An 18,249-nucleotide genomic window follows, 5' to 3' on the forward strand; every position below is an offset into this window, starting at 1 on the left:
ATTCGCGTGCATGAGTACGAACGACGTAAAAAGCGCGAGGCGCGTGCTGGACATCCTGCAATTCTTCGCGGCCACGCAGGCCCCCGCCACCCTGTCGCAGATCTCGGCCGGGCTGGGCATCCCCAAGTCCAGCTGCCTGGCCTTGCTGGACACCCTGGAGGGCGATGGCTATGCGCACCAGACTGCGGGGCGCTATTACCTGACCCGCCGTTGGCTGAACGAGGCCCGTACCGTCGCCGAGCACGACCAGCTGACCACGCGCATCCGGCCCACGCTGGAAGCGCTGCGCGACGAGCTGGGTGAAACGCTGATCCTGGCGCAGCGGTCCGGCGACCACGTGGTTTATCTCGACGTGGCCGAACCCGACCGCATCGTGCGGTTCACGGCCAGGGTGGGCCAGCTCAAGCCGCTGCACGCTTCCGCTTCCGGGCGCGCGCTGCTGGGCGCCATGGCGCCGGCCGAGCGCGAAGCGCTGGCCTCCCGCCTCAGCCTGGACCGCTACACCAGCCAGACCGTCAAAACCCACAAGCAATTGCTGCGGCTGATCGAAACCGAGGCCACGCGAGGCTGGCACGTGAACCTGGCCGAACACCAAGCCGACACGCTATCGGTCGCCGCGCCCCTGGTGCTCTACGGCACCGTGCTGGCGCTCGTCGTGGGCGCGCCGCTGGATCGTTCCGCCGCCAAGGCCGACGCCATCGGCCAGACCCTGCTGGCGGCCGGACGGCAGCTTGCGCAACGCATCGACGGTCCGGCCGTCTCGCCCGCGAAGTAAATCCCCCGAAGGCGCCCTGCCTCGGGCGCCTTCTCCGGCTTGACGCCGCCCCTGTTCCATCCCCCCTTTGCTCCTACGCCTCGCCCCGCGAGCGGCGACGCCCTGCACGTCCGTTCCTTGCGGCAGGGCTTGCGGGTTTACACCAAGCAAAAATCGTTGCCGGCCATCGTTCATATCTATAAACTTTTGTTCAAGAGTAAGAACGCATTCGACAATTGTCCGTCGAGGCGGCGCCAACCCCGGGCTGCCGCCCGGCGCGCTACCCAGAAGGAAGGAAGATGGCTGGCCTCTATTACGAACAGTTTTCCGCCGGGCAGGCGTTCGAGCATGCCTGGACCCGCACCCTGACCGAGATGGACAACGTGCTGTTCAGTTCATTGACGATGAACGTGCAGCCGCTGCACCTGGACGCGCACTTCGCCGCGCAGACCGAATTCGGCAAGCCGCTGGTCAACAGCCTGTTCACGCTGGGCCTGCTGATCGGCATGACCGTCAACGACACCACGCTGGGTACCACGGTGGCCAACCTCGGCATGACCGACGTGGCCTTCCCCAAGCCTGTTTTCGCGGGCGACACCCTGCACGTGCGCACCCGCGTGCTGTCGATGCGCGAAAGCCGTTCCCGGCCCGATGCGGGCATCGTCGAGTTCGAACACACCGCGCTGAACCACCGCGACGAAGTGGTCGCCGTCTGCAAGCGCTCGGCCTTGATGCGCAAGCGGCCCTAGGAACTCCGCCATGACCCGATCCCTGCTGTTCGTGCCCGGCGATTCCGCGCGCAAATTCGACCATGCGGCCGCCAGTACCGCCGACGCGCTGATCCTGGACCTGGAAGATTCCGTCGCGCCCGACCGGAAGGCCGAGGCCCGCATGGAGGTCCGCGCCATGCTGGAACGCGGCGCCGCCGGCAAGCCGCTGTGGGTGCGCATCAATGCGCTCGACGGCTGCGATGCCCTGGCCGACTTGGCCGCCGTGATTCCGGCCGCCCCCTACGGCATCGTGCTGCCCAAATGCACCGGCCGCGAAAACATGCGGCAGCTGTCGCACTACCTCGATGCGTTCGAGGCCGCGGCCGGCGCCATCCCGGGCGCCACCCGCATCCTGGCCATCGTCACCGAAACCGCGCAATCGCTGTTCGGCCTGCACGACTACCGCGGCGCCACGCCCCGCCTGTGGGGCCTGGCGTGGGGCGCGGAAGACCTGGCCGCGGACGTCGGCGCGCTGCTCAACCGCGACGTGGGCCGCTATACCGAACCTTTCCGCCTGGCGCGCTCGTTGTGCCTGATGGCGGCCGCGGCGGCGGGCGTGCGCGCCATCGACACGGTCTGCGTCGAACTCGATGCGCCCGAAGTATTGGCCGACGAGGCCAGCGAAGCGTTCCGCGACGGCTTCGTCGGCAAGATGGCGATCCATCCCCGCCATGCCGACGGGATCAATGCGGCACTCTCGCCCGACGAAGGCCAGTTGCGATGGGCGCGGGCCGTCATCGCCGCATTTGCCGGAAATCCGGGCGCGGGCACGCTGCGGCTGGAAGGCAAGATGATCGACCGGCCCCACCTGCGCCTGGCGCGCCGGCTGCTGGGGGAGGACTGATCATGCCCGGACCGCTGCACGGGATACGAATCATCGACATGACCAGCGTCGGAATGGGCCCCATGGCCACCCAGATGCTCGGCGACATGGGCGCGGACGTGATCAAGATCGAGTCGGCGGAGGGCGATGTGTTCCGCCACGTCACCCCCCAGCGCCATGCCGCCATGAGCCATACCCACCTCAACCTGAACCGCAACAAGCGCAGCGCCGTGATCGACGCGAAGACCGCCGAGGGCCGGGCGCAGCTCGATGCCCTGATCGGCGGCGCCGACGTGTTCATCTCGAACATGCGCGCCCCCGCCATGCGCCGCCTCGGCCTGGACTACGCGACGCTTTCGGCGCGCTTTCCCGGCCTCGTCTATTGCGCCTGCTATGGCTATTCGGAAGCGGGTCCGTATGCCGGGCGCGCCGCCATCGACGACACCATCCAGGCCGCGTCCGGCATGGCGTGGCTGCAGGGCGGCGCGGGCGCCGGCGCTCCCCGCTACGTCAATTCCGTGGTCGCCGACAAAGTGGTGGCCCTTTACGTGGCCAACGCGGTAACCAGCGCGCTGTTGGCACGCGAGCGCGGCGCCGGCGGCCAGGCGGTCGAAGTGCCGATGTTCGAATGCATGGTCGCCTTCCTGGCGCCGGAGCATCTGGCCGGCCTGACGTTCGTGCCGCCGGAAGGCCCGGCCGGCTATGCGCGCCTGCTCAACGAATACCGTCGCCCGTTCCGCACGCGCGACGGCTACATGAGCGTGGTGCCCTACACCACGCCGCAGTGGCAACGCTTCTTCGCCCTGGCCGGACACCCGGACATGGCGCAAGACCCGCGCTACCTGACCCTCAACAGCCGCAGCCGGCATTTCCCCGAGCTGTACCGCTACGTCGAGACGGTGCTGGCCGAACGCACCACGGCGCAATGGACCGGGCTGCTGGCGACCGCGGATATCCCGTTCGCGCCGGTCAACGGCTTCGAGGAGCTGCTGACCGATCCGCACCTGCGGGCTACCGGCTTCTGGCACGAATCGGAACACCCCACCGAAGGGCGCCTGGTGCAGGCCGGGCTGCCCGTCAGGTTCAGCCGCACGCCCGCCGACATCCGGCGGCATCCGCCCGGGCTGGGCGAGCACACCGCCGAAATCCTGGCGGAAGCCGGCGCCGGGCGGAACCGCTGACGCCACGAGACAAGCATGAGGAGACAACCATGAAAACAACGACCCGATCCGCCGTCATCGCGGCCGCGCTGTGCCTGCCCGCGCTGGCCGGCGCCGCGGACTATCCGCAGGCGGACAAGCCCATCCACTTCGTCGTCGGCTTTCCGGCCGGCAGCACCATCGACAACGTGTCGCGCGTGGTGGTGGACGATATCCGCGCCCGCACCGGCGCGCAGATCATCGTCGAGAACAAGCCCGGCGCGCTGGGCGTGCTGGGCGTGGACACCGTGGCGCGGGCCGCGCCCGACGGCTACACCATGATGCCGAGCTCAAGCGCCACCAGCTCGTCGGGCCCCTACCTGTCCAAGGCGTTCCAGCGCTACGACGCCATCAAGGACTTCACCCAGGTCGGCCGCGTGGTCCGGTTCGACGTCGTGATCGTCACGCGCGCCGCCGGCAAGCACGGCGACGCCCGGCAACTGGTGGCGGCGGCCAAGGAGAAGCCCAACGCCGTGACGAGCGGCTACGGCTCGGGAACGGGCCAGGTCGTCGCGGCCGCCTTCAGCCGGGCCGCGGGCGCCGAGGTGCTGGGTGTGCCGTACAAGGGCCAGCCGGCCGCGGTGACGGACCTGCTGGGCGGGCGCATCGATTTCGTGGCCGCCGACCTGGGAGCGGTGCTGCCGCAGATCCGCGCGCAGAACCTGAATGCCGTGGCCCTGGTATCCAGCAAGCGCTCGACCATCCTGCCGGCCGTACCCACGGCCCAGGAACTGGGCATGGGCAGCCTCGACCTGACAGGATGGATCGGCGTGGCCGGCCCCGCCGCCCTGGCGCCCGGGGCCGCGAAGTGGTGGTCCGACCAGTTGACGGCGACGATGCGCGACCCCGCCGTGCAGGAACGGCTGCGCGCGATGGGGATGGAGCCGGACCTGGCCGTGGGCGACCCCCTGCAGCAATTCGTAAAGGCGCAATACGACGCCTGGGGACAACAGATCCGCCAGGCGGGCATCCAGCCGGAATAGGCGCCCCTCGGCGAGCAGCAAAAAGCCCACCCTCGCGGGTGGGCTTTCTACGTCTGCCCGGCGGCGGGCTGGCGCGTGGCGCTTACGCCTGCAGCGACAGTTCCTTCCACACCGCCATCGGCGCTTCCGCGTGGTTCAGCGTGTAGAAGTGCAGGCCCGGCGCGCCGTTGTCCAGCAGCGTCTGGCACAGCTCGGTCACCACGTCCACGCCGAAAGCGCGGATGGAAGCCTTGTCGTCGCCGAACTCCGCCAGGCGCAGGCGGATCCAGCGCGGCACTTCGGCACCGCACATTTCCGAGAAACGCAGCAGCTGCGTGTGGTTCGTGATGGGCATGATGCCCGGCACGATGGGCACGGCCACGCCCTTGGCCTGGGCGCGGTCGACGAAGTCGAAATAGGCGTCGGCGTTGAAGAAATACTGCGTGATGGCGGCATCGGCGCCCGCCCGCACCTTGCGCACGAAATGGTCCAGGTCGGCCGAGGGGTTGGCCGCCTGGGGGTGCATTTCTGGGTAGGCGGCCACTTCGATGTGGAACCAGTCGCCCGTTTCCTCGCGGATGAACGACACCAGTTCGTTGGCGTAGCGCAGTTCGCCCGCGTCGCCGCCCATGCCCGAAGGCAGGTCGCCGCGCAAGGCGACCACGCGCCGCACGCCTTCGTTTTTGTAGGCTTGGAGGATGTCCCGCAGGTCCTGGCGGCTGGAGCCGACGCACGACAGGTGCGGCGCCGCATCGCAGCCCAGGTTGCGCAGCGTGCGCACGGCATCCGCCGTGCCGGCGCGGGTGGAACCGCCGGCGCCGAATGTCACGCTGACGTACTTGGGCTGGATGGCCAGCATCTGCTTGGCCGCGCGCACCAGCCGTTCTTGGCCGGCCAGGTCGCGCGGGGGAAAGAATTCCAGACTGAATGCTGGGGAAATCGAATCAGACATTATCAGTTATCCATGGCGCCACGCGCATCGCATGAAACGGGCTCCTCCCCATCGGGATGCCGCGGAGCCGGCTTTGCCGGCCCGCTGGCATGCCCCCTGGAGGGGGGAGCGCGCAGCGCTTCGGGGGTGAGCCCTAACTACATTCAGGGAATCAGCTTGGTCAGCAGGCCGGAGATGATGCTGTACAGGATCGCACCGCCCACGGCCCACCAGAACCCGTTGACCTGGAAGCCCTTCAGCACGGAGCCGACGAACCAGAACAACAGGGCGTTGATGACGATGAGGAAGAGACCGAGGGTGACGATCGTGATGGGCAGCGTGAGCAGCACCAGCACCGGCTTGACCAGCATGTTCACCAGGCCCAGCACCAGCGCGGCGATGAGCGCCGATCCGAAGCTGGCCACCGTGATGCCCGGCAGCAGGTAGGCAACGGCCAGCAAGGCCACCGCGTTCAGGATCCAGACGAGTATCAATGCCATGTTCGACCTCCTGTTTTGAGTCCGGCGGCCCCGCGGACGTCATGCAATCGCGAGGGGGCTCCGCGGACCGGAAAGCCCGCGCCGACATGGCGCGGCACTTTCCTATTTTGCTACAACCATCAATAGCGGTAGTGGTTGGGCTTGTAAGGGCCCTCGACCGGCACGCTGATGTAGTCGGCCTGGTCCTTGCGCAGCGTGGTCAGGTTCACGCCCAGCTTCTTGAGGTGCAGGCGGGCGACCTTCTCGTCCAGGTGCTTCGGCAGCACGTAGACCTGGCCGGACTGGTAGGCCTCGTTGCGCGTGAACAGTTCGATCTGGGCGATCGTCTGGTTGGCGAACGACGAGGACATCACGAACGAGGGGTGGCCGGTGGCGCAACCCAGGTTCACCAGGCGGCCCTGGGCCAGCAGGATGATGCGCTTGCCGTCCGGGAAGATCACGTGATCGACCTGCGGCTTGATCTCTTCCCACTGGCAGTCGGCCAGGCTGGCGACGTCGATTTCGTTGTCGAAGTGGCCGATGTTGCACACGATCGCCTGGTCCTTCATGGCGGCCATGTGCTCACGCGTGATGACGTGGTAGTTGCCGGTGGCGGTGACGAAGATGTCGCCGTGCGCGGCGGCTTCGTCCATCGTGACGACCTTGAAGCCTTCCATGGCGGCCTGCAGGGCGCAGATCGGGTCGATTTCGGTGACCCAGACTTGCGCGCGCAGGGCGACCAGCGCCTGGGCGCAGCCCTTGCCCACGTCGCCGTAGCCGGCCACGACGGCGATCTTGCCGGCGACCATCACGTCGGTGGCGCGCTTGATGCCGTCCACCAGCGATTCGCGGCAGCCGTACAGGTTGTCGAACTTGGACTTGGTGACCGAGTCGTTGACGTTGATGGCGGCAAACGCCAGCTCGCCCTTCTGCGACATCTGGTAGAGGCGATGCACGCCGGTGGTGGTTTCTTCCGTCACGCCCTTGATGAGCGCCAGGCGGGTCGAGTACCACTTGGGATCGCGCTTGAGCGTTTCCTTGATGGCGGCGAACAGGATGCGCTCTTCGTCGCTGCCCGGATTGGCCAGCACCGAAATGTCCTTTTCGGCCTTGGTGCCCAGGTGCAGCATCAAGGTGGCGTCGCCGCCGTCGTCCAGGATCATGTTGGCGTTTTCGCCATTGGGCCATTCGAAGATCTTGTGCGTGTACTGCCAGTACTCTTCCAGCGTCTCGCCCTTGACGGCGAAGACCGGCGTGCCCGACGCGGCGATGGCGGCGGCGGCGTGGTCCTGCGTGGAGAAGATGTTGCACGAAGCCCAGCGCACTTCGGCGCCCAGGGCCACCAGCGTTTCGATCAGCACGCCGGTCTGGATGGTCATGTGCAGGCTGCCGGCGATGCGGGCGCCCTTGAGCGGCTGCTGGGCGGCGAATTCCTCGCGGATGGCCATCAGGCCGGGCATTTCGGTTTCGGCGATGGCCAGCTCGCGGCGGCCCCAGCCGGCCAGCGACAGGTCGGCGACGATATAGTCGGAGAAGGATTTGTCAGTCACAGCGTTCATGGTGTGTAGGCTCCACGTGAAATACGAACGGCGCGCAGGATGGCCGGACAACGCGAATACACCACGACAGTCGAGTGCTCGCCTTTCCCGCCATATGCGACAAAGGTGAGCGCCGTTGCTGTAGCGCCGCGCAAGGCGCGCCGCTTGAACAAGGATTCCTGAGCCTGGCGAGCCGGGTTCCGCGGGCAGTGTGTGCCACGCGAACCGCAGGGTCGTCGCAACGCTCCTCAGGATTGCCGGGCATTGTACCCGGTAACCGGCCGACGGGCAGCATGCCTTATCGGCCATTTCCGCGTCGGGCGGCCTCCAGCGTGTACGTTCCCTCCGGCACGCAGGACACGTCCGCGTCGGCCGCGCCGTGGGCGGTGCCGTCCAGCGGCACCAGCGCCGCCAGCAGGTCCGACGCCACGGCATCCCAGCTGCGGGTCAGCGCGTGCTCGCGCACCGCGTGGCGGTCCAGCGACAGCGCGGCGCGGCAGGCATGGGCCAGGTCCTCGTCGAGGAAGCCCGTCGCCCCCTGCGTCACCACCGCCAGCGGCGCCTCGCTGCGGAAGGCGGCCACCGGGGTGCCGCAGGCCATGGCTTCCAGCATCACCAGGCCGAAGGTATCCGTCAGGCTGGGGAACACGAACACGTCGGCGCCGCCGTACAGCGCCGGCAGCGCGCCGTCCTGCTGCATGCCCGTGAAGATCGCATCGGGAAAACGCTTTTTCAGGCGCGCCTCGTCCGGCCCGCCGCCCACGACCACCTTGCTGCCCGGCAGGTCCAGCGACAGGAAGGCATCCAGGTTCTTCTCGCGCGCCACCCGCCCCACGCTCAGGAATACGGGACGGGGCAGGCCCTCGAAAGCCGCGCTGGGGCCGGGCTGGAACTTGCGGGGATCCACGCCGCGCGACCAGATGCTCAGGTTGGCCAGGCCGCGCCGCGCCAGGATGTCGCGCACCGTGGGCGTGGGCACCAGCACGCGCTGCGACGGCCGGTGGAACCAGCGCAGGTAGCGCCAGGGCAGCGCCGCCGGGATGCCCATGCGCGCCTGCAGGTAGTCCGGGAACAGGGTATGGAACGAGGTCGTGAAGCGCCAGCCCCGCGCCAGCGCCATGCGGCGCGCGGCCAGGCCCAGCGGCCCTTCGGTGGCGATGTGCAGCGCGTCCGGCACGATGTCTCCCAGGATCCGGCGCAGTTGCCGGCCCGGTTGCAGGCAGAGGCGCAGGTCCGGCTCGGATGGCGCCGGCACGGTCCGGCTGCCCTGGGGATTCACCACGATCAGCTCGTGGCCCCATTCGCCGAGGATCTGCTGCATGGTCGTCCAGGTGCGGACGACCCCATTGACTTGCGGATGCCAGGCATCCGTGACGAGGACGATGCGCATGATCGAGCCGGAAGTGGGCAATAGCGCGATTTAGCCCGCGCCATGTGACAAGCCCAAGACCGCCCGGCCGCGCCGCGCGGGAGGCGGCCCTTTCCGGCCCTCAGTTGTTGCGGCGGGGATACCCCTGCGCCTTGATGCGCACCCAGACTTCGCGCTTTTCCTCTTCGGTCATGAAGACCCAGTTGGCGACTTCCATGGCCGTGCGGCCGCAGCCGCGGCAGATTTCGTCGAACAGCGTGGAGCAGACCGCGACGCAGGGGGAATCCGTGGCCTTGAAGGCGCGTTGCGCGTCTTCGGCGGCAGGCAATTCGGACAGGTCGACGGTGTAGCGGTTCATGGGCGAAGGTTAACACTCGGAGTGCGTCCCCTTTTGGATGGCCCTACAGGGCGTCCAGGCTTGGTTGACAGCCGCTCCCCCCTGGCGCTATCGGCCCGGCGCCGCGTCCCAGCCGAAAAAGGCGCGCGCCTGCGCCAGCAGGGCGTCGGGGGATTCTTCCGCGAGGTAGTGCGCGCCCGCGAGCGGGCCGCCGGACGCGTCGTCCGCCACGGCGCGCCACAAGCCCAGCACGTCGAAATTCTTCCCCACGGCGCCCCGCTCGCCCCACAGCACCCGCAACGGCTGGCGCACGCGCTCGCCCGCGGCGCGGCCCGCGCGGTCATGCTCCAGGTCCAGCGCGGCGGAAGCGCGGTAGTCCTCGCAGATGCCCGTGGCCCAGTCGGGCAGCCGGGCGGCGCGCTCGTACTCGGCCATCGCCGCCTCGGAAAAATGCGCCAGCCCGCCGGGCCGTCCGCCCATCACCGAACGCAGATAGAAAACGGGGTCGCGCTCTATCATGGTTTCGGGCAGGGGCGCGGGCTGGATGAGCCAGAACCAGTGGTAATACGCCTGGGCGAAGGCGCGCGTCGTGCCTTCGTACATATCCAGGGTCGGCGCGATATCCAGCAGCATCAGGCGGGTGACGGCGTCGGGGTGATCCAGCGCCAGCCGATGCGCCACGCGCGCGCCGCGGTCATGCGCCAGCACCTCGAAGCTGGAATGGCCCAGGGCCTGCATCAGCCCGACCATGTCGGCTGCCATCTCGCGCTTGGAATACGCGGCGTGGTCCGCGCTGGCGGCGGGCTTGTCGCTGTCGCCGTAGCCGCGCAGGTCCGCCGCCACGCAGGTCCGGTGCCGCGTCAGTTCCGGCCATACGCGGTGCCAGATGGCGTGGGTCTGCGGATGCCCGTGGAGCAGCAGCATCGGCGGACCGGAGCCCTCGATACGCGCGGCGATCTCGATGCCGTTGGCGGCGATGCGGCGGATGGGAAGATCGAAGAAATCGGTCATGGGTCTCTCCTTGCGGGCTGCGCGGGCTTGCGCCGGCGCGAACCGTCGTTAGTCTGCAGCGCTGGCGTCCAGGCGGTCGCGCACCCGGCGCGCCACGTCCTTCATCCACGGATGGCGCGCCCAGTGGGCGGCCTCGAAGCGTTCCACCTCGTCCAGCCGCTGCAGCGACGCGCCCACCATATCCAGGCCCTGGACATACATGTGACGATGGCGCTCCGGCAGGCTGAAGCCGGCGCTCCAGCCGTCCGCCGCGCTCACGCGGCCGGCGGCCACGTCGATGCCCACGCGGTTCGTGGCCACCTCGGATACCCGGGCGAGCAGCGCGTCGACCTCCGCCGGCGCCAGGCTGACCAGCAGCAGGCCATTATTCACCGCATTGAAATAGAAAATCTCGCCGAAGCTGGGCGCGATCACCGCGCGGATCCCGAACTGCTGCAGGCCCCACACGGCATGTTCGCGGCTGGAGCCGCAACCGAAGTTCGGCCCGGCCACGAGGATGGATGCGCCGGCGTAGGCCGACCGGTTCAGCACGAAGTCCGGGCGCGGCGCGCCGTCGGCGTCGAAACGCAGGTCATGCAGCAGGCCCCGGTCCAGCCCCGACTTGTCGATGATGCGCAGGAACTGTTTCGGCATGATCTGGTCGGTATCCAGATTGGAAAAGGGCAAGGGCGCGGCCACGCCTTCAATGATCGGATTCATGCTTGCTGCTCCCAGGCGCGGACGTCGACGATGCGGCCAGCCAGCGCGGCGGCGGCGGCCATGGCCGGACTCATCAGGTGGGTGCGCCCCGCGCGGCCCTGCCTGCCTTCGAAGTTCCGGTTGGTGGTGGACGCGCAGCGCTCGCCCGGGCTCAGCACGTCATCGTTCATGGCCAGGCACATCGAACAGCCCGGCTGGCGCCATTCGAACCCCGCCTCGATCAACTGCGCGGCGATGCCCTCCGCCTCGGCCTGGGCGCGCACCGCCCCCGAGCCGGGCACCACCATGGCCCGCACGCCCGCCGCAACCTTGCGGCCGCGCGCAATACCGGCCGCGGCGCGCAGGTCTTCGATGCGCCCATTGGTGCAGGACCCGATGAACACGCGGTCTATCGGCAGGCCCGCGATGGGCGTTCCCGGCGCAAGGCCGACGTACGCCATCGCCTTCTCCAGCGCCAGGCGGGCCAGCGCGTCGGGCTCGGCCCGCGGATCGGGCACGACGCCGTCTATCGGCATGGCCTGGTCGGGGCTGGTGCCCCAGGTGACGAACGGCGCGATCGACGCGGCGTCCAGCACATGCTCCACGTCGAAGCAGGCATCGGCGTCTGAACGCAGTTCGGCCCAGCACGCGCGCGCTTGCGCCAGGCTCTCGCCCCGCAATTGCGGCGCGCGGGCGGTGACGTACGCGTCGGTGGTGGCATCGGGCGCGATCAGCGCCGCGCGGGCCCCGGCCTCGACCGTCATATTGCACAGCGTCATGCGGGCTTCGGCCGACAGCGCGTCTATCGCCTCGCCGCAGAACTCCACCGCATGCCCGCGCGCGCCCTGCGCGCCGATGCGATGCACCACGCAGATCACCAGGTCTTTCGCCGTCACGCCGAGCGACAGAACGCCGTCGACGCGGATGCGCATGTTGCGCGCCACTCGGTACACCAGCGTCTGCGTGGCCAGGATGTGCTCGACCTCGGAAGTGCCGATGCCGAAGCCCAGCGCCCCGAGCGCGCCGTAGGTCGTGGTGTGGCTGTCGCCGCACAGCACCACCATGCCCGGCAGCACCATGCCGTGCTCGGGCGCGATCACGTGTTCGATGCCTTGCAGCGGGTCGGTGGTGTCGAACAGCGCGATGCGCTGCGCCTCGCAATTGCGCTTGAGGTTGGTCGCCTGGCGGGCGGACGCCTCGTCGGCGATCACGCGCAGTGCCGCCGGCACCGGATGGGTGGGGATGATGTGGTCCACCACCGCCATCTGCTGGCCGGGCCGCAGCACCGCGCGCCCGCGCGCGGCCAGGCCGCTGAAGGCTTGCGGACTGGTGTATTCGTTCATGATGTGCAGGTCGACATAGAGCAGGACGTGCTCCTCGTCGATCCGGGCCACCTCATGGCTGGCCACCAGTTTGTCGTACAGCGTCATGCCGCGCATGTCTTGCATCCTGAAAATAATGCGCCCCGCGTGAGGCGCGTATCGAAAGCGGTTCAGTTGGCCTGGATGCCGGCGTCCTTGACGATGCCGGCCCAGCGCGTCATCTCGTCGGCGACCATGGCATCGGTCTTGTCGGGCGTGGAGATCAGCGGTTCGAAGCCTTCCTTGCCCATGCGCTGCGCGAGCTCCGGCGACTGCAAGGCCTGCGCCAGCTTGGCGTTCAAGGTATCGATCACGGGCTGCGGCGTGCCCGCGGGCGCGCTGATGACGAACCAGGTGTTGAACTCGTAGCCGGGCAGGCCGGATTCCGCGATGGTGGGCACATCCGGCAGCAGCGGCGACCGCGTCGTGCCGGTCACGCCCAGCGCGCGGAGCTTCTTGCCGTCCACCTGCGGCTTGGCCGCCGACAGCACGGGGAAACTCATCTGGACCTGGCCGCTGATGGTGTCCAGCATGGCGGGGCCGCCGCCCTTGTACGGCACGTGCAGGATCTGCGTGCGCGACACCGACTTGAACAGTTCCGCGGCCATGTGGAACGTGCTGCCCGTGCCCGCCGAACCGAAGCTCAGGTCGTTCGCCGGCCGGGCGCGCACATAGGCGAGGAGGTCGCTCACGTTGGCCACCGGCAGGCTGTTGGTCACCGTCAGCACGTGCTGAGACGTCCCGACCGTGCCCACCGAACGCAGGTCTTTCTTCGTGTCGAACGGCATGCTCTGGAAGAGCGCGGGGTTGATGGCCAGCGACATGGTGTTGATGGCGAGCGTGTAGCCGTTGGGTTCGGCGCGCGCCACGGCGGCCATGCCGATATTGCCGGAGGCGCCCGCGCGGTTCTCCACGATGACGCTCTGCCCCAGGGCACGGCCCCAGGCGTCGGATATCAGGCGCGCCGCGATGTCCACGCTGCCGCCGGGCGCGAACGGCACGATGAGCGTGACGGCGCGTTCGGGAAACGCGCCGGCGGCGATGGCCGTTCCGGTCCAACAGGATGCGACGGCAAGGGCCGCGCACAGGGCGCCGGCCGCGGGTTTGATCTTCATTCCTGGTCTCCTCGTGTGGCCGCGTTCTGCGGCTCTATGGTGGCGAGTCCAGTGTATAGGCCCATTGGATTCTTATAATTAATGATTAACAGAAAGCTTTATTAAATTTGATTTATAAATAGGCGTATGGACGCCCTATCGGATCTCGCTTTTTTCTCGCTAGTGGTCAAACACGGCAATCTGTCCGCGGCCGCCCGCGAACTGGGCCTGACGCCACCCGCGGTCAGCACGCGGCTGGCCAAGCTGGAGCAGCGCCTGGGCGTGCGGCTGCTGAACCGGACCACCCGCCGGGTCAGCGTCACGCAGGAAGGCGAGCTCTATCTGGCCGAGGGCGGGCGCATCCTGGCGGATCTCGAAGCCCTGGAACGCTCGGTGTCCAGCGCCCGGGCGCAACCGCAGGGCCTGCTGCGGCTGAATGCCACCTTCGGCTTCGGGCGCGCCCACATCGTGCCCGCGGTGTCGGACTTCGCCCGCCAGTATCCCGAGGTGGAAGTGCAGATGCGGCTGACCGACAGGCCGTTGAACCTGATCGAGGAAGGCTTCGACGTGGCCGTGCGCTTCGGCGACCTGCCGGACGCGCGCCTGACTGCCCGCAAGATCGCGTCGAACCGGCGGCTGCTCTGCGCCTCGCCGCGCTATCTCGACACCTACGGCGAGCCGCGCGCGCCGGGCGACCTGCAACGCCATCGCTGCATCGTGGTGCGCGAGAACGACGTGGCCTACGGCACCTGGCGGCTGGAGTCCGGCCCGCGCGCGGAAACCGTCAAGGTGCGCGGCCCGGTCAGTTCCAACGACGGCCAAAGCGCCCTGGAATGGGCGCTGGATGGACATGGCATCGTGATGCGCTCCGAATGGGAAACGGCCGCGCACCTGCGCGCGGGCCGCCTGCGCGTGGTGCTGCCGGACTGGCACACGCCGGCGGCCGACATCCACGCGCTGTATCCCGAACGGCTGAACCTGCCGGCCAAGACGCTGGCCTTCGTGGAATTCCTGTCGCAGCGTTTCGCCCGGCACCTGCGGGCCCCGGGTTCGGACGACGCGGTCTGGTAGCGCCCCCTCGCCCTTGGTGAACCGCGCCTAGACGGCGTCCGGTCCCAGGCGCGCGCCGGCCCGCAAGATGCCGCAACGCTTGTGCGCCCGCATCACCACGCCGACTTCGCTGTTCAGCACGCCGTCGAGTTCGCCCAGGCGGCGCGTCACCACGTCCCACAGATGCAGGCTGTCGCGGCACAGCACGTGCCAGAACAGCTGCGACGCGCCGCTGGTGCCGAACAGGCAGCGCGTGTTCGGATCCAGCGCCAGATGCGCCGCCAGCGCATCCACCGCCTGCGGCCGCACCTGCACGGAAATCACCGCCTCCACCGGGAATCCGACCAGCGCCGGCTCCACCTCCACGCGGAAACTCAGGGCGCGCCGCTCCACCATGTACTGCAACAGGCGCTGCGCGGTGGGCTCGCTGACGCCGGCCTGCTCGGCCAGTTCGGCCAGGCTGGCGCGGCCGTCGCGCATCAAGTAGGCCACCATGCGCTGCTCGGCATCCGTCAGGGCGGCAGGCGCCTGCGCCGCGGCGGGCTCGGCCGTGGTGTCCGCCGCCTGGGCCTGGATGCGCCACTGGCCGGCGCGCCGGAACGGCCGCAGCACCAGCCGCGCCTCCACGTGTTCCACGCCGGCAATGGATGGCAGCACGCGCGTCACCACGTCCGGCATGTCGGCCGCATCCGCCAGCGTCAGCTCGGCCATCAGGTCGGCCGAACCGGCCAGCGTGACCACCAGCTGGCTGATATCCAGCCGCGCCAATTGGTCCGCCACCTCCGGCACGTGGCCGGAACGGCAGCGCACCCAGGCGTGCAGCACCACGCCGCGGCCGGTGGCCAGGGGATCGGGCTCGGCGATGACACGCAAGGCGTCGGCATCCATCAGGCGCTTGATGCGGCGCGCGACCGTGCGCTCGGCGATGCCGGTCGCGGCGCCCAGCTCGCGCCAGGATGCGCGCGGGTCGGCCTGCAGCGCGATCAGACAGGCGAGATCGGTGTCGTCCAGCCCTGAGGCTAGGGGCTTACCCTTACTTGACGTGTCCATATTCATTAAATTAACGTTCGCGCATTGATAAAAACACAAAATTAAACGGTCTTTTTGACCAAAAATAAATTCTTATTTGAGGTTTCCATGAGCAGCACTTCAGCGCCCCTGCGCAAGCCGCAGAGGGCAGCCGCCTCGACCGGCACCGCGCCCGTCTCCCGCTCGCGCACCATCCTGGCCGGTAGTGTAGGCAATGCGGTCGAATGGTTCGACTGGACCATCTACGCGTCCTTCGCCATCTTCTTTTCCAGCCAGTTCTTCCCCGAAGGCAACGAAACCACGGCCCTCCTGGCGACGTTCGGCATTTTCGCCGTGGGCTTCTTCATGCGCCCGGTGGGCGGCTGGCTGCTGGGCATTTTCTCCGACCGCTACGGACGCAAGGCCGCGCTGGGCCTGACCATCCTGATGATGGCCGGCGGCTCGCTGATCATCGCCGTCACCCCCACCTACGCCACCATCGGCCTGGCCGCCCCGCTGCTGCTGACCGCCGCCCGCCTCCTGCAAGGCCTGTCGCTGGGCGGAGAGTATGCCTCGGCCACGACCTTCCTGGCCGAAATGGCGCCGTCGAACAAGCGCGGCTTCTATTCCAGCTTCGTGTTCTTCAGCGCGGCCGTGGGCATCCTGGCCGCCTCGGCCATCGGCTGGGTGCTGACCTCCACGCTGACCAAGGCCGACATGGCCGCCTGGGGCTGGCGCATTCCGTTCTTCCTGGGCGCCCTGGGCGGCCTGGCCGGCATGTGGATCCGCCGCTCGATCCCGGAAACCGAGGCGTTCTCCCACGCCAAGAAGGCCGGCGTCGAAAAGCAGCCGTTGCGCACCCTGCTGCGCGACCATCCGCGCGAAGTGCTGCGCATCGTGGGCTTCTCCATCCTGACCACGTTCGCGTTCTACATCTTCGTGGCCTACGTCCCCACCTACGCCATCCGCCAGGTGGGCGCCGATCCGAAGACCGCGTTTGCCGCCAACACCGTCGCGCTGATCGTATTCATGCTGGTGCAGCCGCTGTTCGGAATCCTGTCCGACCGCATCGGCCGCAAACCGCAGCTGATCTTCTTCGCCGGCGGCTACCTGGTGTTCTTCTATCCGCTGATGACCACGCTCGGCCCCTCGTTCGGCTCGATCCTGGCCGTGGAGCTGTTCGGCCTGGTGCTGTACGCCATGTACACGGCCATCGCGCCGGCCATCATGTCCGAGCAGTTCCCGACCAGCGTGCGCGCCGTCGGCATCGGCACGCCGTACAACCTGGTCGTGGCGCTGCTCGGCGGCACCACGCCTTACCTGCTGACCTGGCTGCAAAGCAAGGGCATGGAGCGCTGGTTCTTCTACTACGTGCTGGCGGGCGCCGTGATCACCCTGATCACCTTCATCCGCATGCCCGAGACCAAGGGCCAGGACCTGAAATAATCATGCCCGCACAAGACACCGCCCTGCATTTCCGAGAGGCCCGCGAACTCGCCCGCGCCATCCGCCAGCGCCAACTGAGCTCGCGCCAGGTCACCGTTCACTTCCTGGACCGCATCGAGCGCGCGCCCGCGCTCGGCGCCTACAGCGAGGTCACGGCGGAACGCGCGCTGGCCCTGGCCGACGCCGCCGACCGCCTGCTCGCGGCGGGCATCCTGCTCGGCCCCCTGCACGGGGTGCCGGTGGCGGTGAAAGACAGCGTGCAATGGGAAGGCGTCACGGCCAGCCTGGGTTCCAGCGCCCTGCGGGGCCGAGTCAGCGGCCAGACGGCCGCAGCGCTCGGCAAGCTGGCCGCGCAAGGCCTGGTCGTCCTGGGCAAGACCCGCATGACCGAATTCGCATTCGGGCTGTCGGGGCAGAACGCCACGCAAGGCACGGCGCGCAACCCCTGGGACGCGCAAACGGCGCGCGCGCCGGGCGGCTCGTCCAGCGGCGCCGGCGTGGCCGTGGCCGCGGGGCTGGCCCCCTTGGCGCTGGGCGGCGACACCGGCGGGTCCGTGCGCGCACCCGCAGCGCTCAACGGCGTGGTCGGCTACAAACCCTCCACCGGCGTCATCAGCCGGGCGGGCTGCCTGCCGCTGTCGGAAACGCTGGACGTGCTGGGCCCGATTTCGCGCAGCGTGACGGACGCCCGCCTGCTGACGCAATTGCTGGCCGGCCCCGACCTCGGCGACGACACCACGTTGGCGTTTCCGGCCAGCGCCATCGCCGCCTTGAACGAGCCCGCCGCGCGCGGCGCCGGTCCCGTGGCCGTGCTGCCCCCCGAGGCCTGGCCCGCGCCATTGGCCGATGCCGGCCTGCGGACCTGGCACCAGGCGCTGGAACAGCTGGCACGCGCCGGCTTCACGCCCACCCCCTGGCACCCGCCGGCGGCCCTGTCGTTCGAGCGCATGGCGCAAGACAATTCGCTGGTGCTGGCCTACGAGGCCTACCGCCACTACGGCGCGCTCGCCGAAGACCCCGCCCAGCCGCTGTGGGAGGTGGTGCGGGCCCGCATCGCCGCGGGCGGCCGGATCTCGCCTGCCGATTATGAAGCCGCCCTGTTGCGCCGCGCCGCCGACATGGCCGCCTTCGCGCAGGCCATGGCCGGCGTGGACGCATTGCTGATGCCGGCCTGCGACCAGGCCGCCCAGGCGCTGGATCCGGACGACACCCGCCACGCGGGGCTGGGCAAGCTGCTGCGGCCCGCCAACTTCCTGGGCTCGGCCGCCATCGCGCTGCCCGCCGGCTACGACGCCGAAGGCATGCCCATGGGCGTCCAGCTGCTGGCGCCCGCGGGCGCCGACGCCGCGCTGCTGGACTGCGCGGCCGCGCTAGAGCCCGTGCTGGCGCCGGCGGTTCGCCACCCGGACCTGTCGGCCTGGGGACTGTGATCCCGACGC

The 18,249-nt window shown here is 68.9% G+C and carries 18 protein-coding genes and 1 riboswitch; of the genes, 8 read left to right on the plus strand and 10 right to left on the minus strand.

The window, feature by feature from the left end; translation table 11 throughout:
• Window positions 1–10 precede the first annotated feature (10 nt).
• The 5 genes from ADE01S_RS19290 to ADE01S_RS19310 all read left to right on the plus strand — a co-directional run bounded on the left by ADE01S_RS19290 (window position 11) and on the right by ADE01S_RS19310 (window position 4,529).
• A complete protein-coding gene (locus tag ADE01S_RS19290) occupies window positions 11–775 on the plus strand; it encodes an IclR family transcriptional regulator (protein WP_165695623.1) in 765 nt (254 codons plus the stop codon).
• Window positions 776–1,053: 278 nt separating this feature from the next.
• Window positions 1,054–1,503 (plus strand): MaoC family dehydratase, encoded by a 450-nt coding sequence (locus tag ADE01S_RS19295; protein WP_062683342.1) that lies wholly within the window; start codon window positions 1,054–1,056, stop codon window positions 1,501–1,503.
• A 10-nt stretch (window positions 1,504–1,513) separates the two neighbouring features.
• Complete coding sequence (locus ADE01S_RS19300; protein ID WP_062683343.1) at window positions 1,514–2,368, plus strand: HpcH/HpaI aldolase/citrate lyase family protein; 855 nt, start codon at window positions 1,514–1,516, stop codon at window positions 2,366–2,368.
• Window positions 2,369–2,370: 2 nt separating this feature from the next.
• The gene (locus tag ADE01S_RS19305; RefSeq protein WP_062683344.1) at window positions 2,371–3,528 is read left to right on the plus strand and encodes a CaiB/BaiF CoA transferase family protein; all 1,158 of its coding nucleotides are present in this window, start codon (window positions 2,371–2,373) and stop codon (window positions 3,526–3,528) included.
• 29 nt (window positions 3,529–3,557) lie between these two features.
• On the plus strand, window positions 3,558–4,529 hold the full coding sequence (locus ADE01S_RS19310) for a Bug family tripartite tricarboxylate transporter substrate binding protein (RefSeq protein WP_062683345.1): 972 nt from the start codon (window positions 3,558–3,560) through the stop codon (window positions 4,527–4,529).
• 82 nt (window positions 4,530–4,611) lie between these two features.
• Here ADE01S_RS19310 and metF read toward each other — a convergent pair whose 3' ends face one another.
• The 9 genes from metF to ADE01S_RS19355 all read right to left on the minus strand — a co-directional run bounded on the left by metF (window position 4,612) and on the right by ADE01S_RS19355 (window position 13,327).
• On the minus strand, window positions 4,612–5,460 hold the full coding sequence (gene metF / locus ADE01S_RS19315; RefSeq protein ID WP_062683346.1) for a methylenetetrahydrofolate reductase [NAD(P)H]: 849 nt from the start codon (window positions 5,458–5,460) through the stop codon (window positions 4,612–4,614).
• 143 nt (window positions 5,461–5,603) lie between these two features.
• On the minus strand, window positions 5,604–5,939 hold the full coding sequence (locus tag ADE01S_RS19320; RefSeq protein ID WP_006389784.1) for a phage holin family protein: 336 nt from the start codon (window positions 5,937–5,939) through the stop codon (window positions 5,604–5,606).
• A 119-nt stretch (window positions 5,940–6,058) separates the two neighbouring features.
• On the minus strand, window positions 6,059–7,477 hold the full coding sequence (gene ahcY, locus ADE01S_RS19325) for an adenosylhomocysteinase (protein WP_062683347.1): 1,419 nt from the start codon (window positions 7,475–7,477) through the stop codon (window positions 6,059–6,061).
• A gap of 100 nt (window positions 7,478–7,577) precedes the next feature.
• Window positions 7,578–7,712: riboswitch (S-adenosyl-L-homocysteine riboswitch) on the minus strand.
• Window positions 7,713–7,754: 42 nt separating this feature from the next.
• Entirely contained in the window at window positions 7,755–8,846 is a 1,092-nt protein-coding gene (locus tag ADE01S_RS19330; protein ID WP_062683383.1) for a glycosyltransferase family 4 protein, read from the minus strand.
• Window positions 8,847–8,946: 100 nt separating this feature from the next.
• Entirely contained in the window at window positions 8,947–9,183 is a 237-nt protein-coding gene (locus ADE01S_RS19335; RefSeq protein ID WP_062683348.1) for a DUF1289 domain-containing protein, read from the minus strand.
• A gap of 87 nt (window positions 9,184–9,270) precedes the next feature.
• Complete coding sequence (locus tag ADE01S_RS19340) at window positions 9,271–10,173, minus strand: alpha/beta fold hydrolase (protein ID WP_062683349.1); 903 nt, start codon at window positions 10,171–10,173, stop codon at window positions 9,271–9,273.
• Between the two features lie 48 nt (window positions 10,174–10,221).
• Window positions 10,222–10,872 carry a 3-isopropylmalate dehydratase small subunit gene (gene leuD / locus ADE01S_RS19345; protein WP_062683350.1) on the minus strand — a complete coding sequence of 217 codons (651 nt, stop codon included), beginning with the start codon at window positions 10,870–10,872 and terminating at the stop codon, window positions 10,222–10,224.
• The gene (gene leuC / locus ADE01S_RS19350; RefSeq protein ID WP_062683351.1) at window positions 10,869–12,290 is read right to left on the minus strand and encodes a 3-isopropylmalate dehydratase large subunit; all 1,422 of its coding nucleotides are present in this window, start codon (window positions 12,288–12,290) and stop codon (window positions 10,869–10,871) included. The genes leuD and leuC overlap by 4 nt, the downstream gene beginning before the upstream one ends.
• Before the next feature lie 53 nt (window positions 12,291–12,343).
• Window positions 12,344–13,327: a tripartite tricarboxylate transporter substrate binding protein gene (locus ADE01S_RS19355; protein WP_062683352.1), complete on the minus strand. Its 984-nt coding sequence runs from the start codon at window positions 13,325–13,327 to the stop codon at window positions 12,344–12,346.
• Window positions 13,328–13,453: 126 nt separating this feature from the next.
• Between ADE01S_RS19355 and ADE01S_RS19360 the strand changes: the two genes are divergently transcribed.
• The gene (locus ADE01S_RS19360; RefSeq protein WP_062683353.1) at window positions 13,454–14,377 is read left to right on the plus strand and encodes a LysR family transcriptional regulator; all 924 of its coding nucleotides are present in this window, start codon (window positions 13,454–13,456) and stop codon (window positions 14,375–14,377) included.
• Window positions 14,378–14,404: 27 nt separating this feature from the next.
• Here ADE01S_RS19360 and ADE01S_RS19365 read toward each other — a convergent pair whose 3' ends face one another.
• Entirely contained in the window at window positions 14,405–15,412 is a 1,008-nt protein-coding gene (locus ADE01S_RS19365) for an Lrp/AsnC family transcriptional regulator (RefSeq protein ID WP_062683354.1), read from the minus strand.
• Between the two features lie 81 nt (window positions 15,413–15,493).
• Between ADE01S_RS19365 and ADE01S_RS19370 the strand changes: the two genes are divergently transcribed.
• Entirely contained in the window at window positions 15,494–16,810 is a 1,317-nt protein-coding gene (locus tag ADE01S_RS19370) for an MFS transporter (protein ID WP_062683355.1), read from the plus strand.
• A 2-nt stretch (window positions 16,811–16,812) separates the two neighbouring features.
• Window positions 16,813–18,240, plus strand: coding sequence for an amidase (locus ADE01S_RS19375; protein WP_062683356.1), 1,428 nt, complete (start codon window positions 16,813–16,815; stop codon window positions 18,238–18,240).
• The last annotated feature ends 9 nt before the right edge of the window (window positions 18,241–18,249 follow it).

Origin of the sequence: Achromobacter denitrificans NBRC 15125, from assembly GCF_001571365.1 — a bacterium.
Lineage (GTDB): Bacteria > Pseudomonadota > Gammaproteobacteria > Burkholderiales > Burkholderiaceae_B > Achromobacter > Achromobacter denitrificans.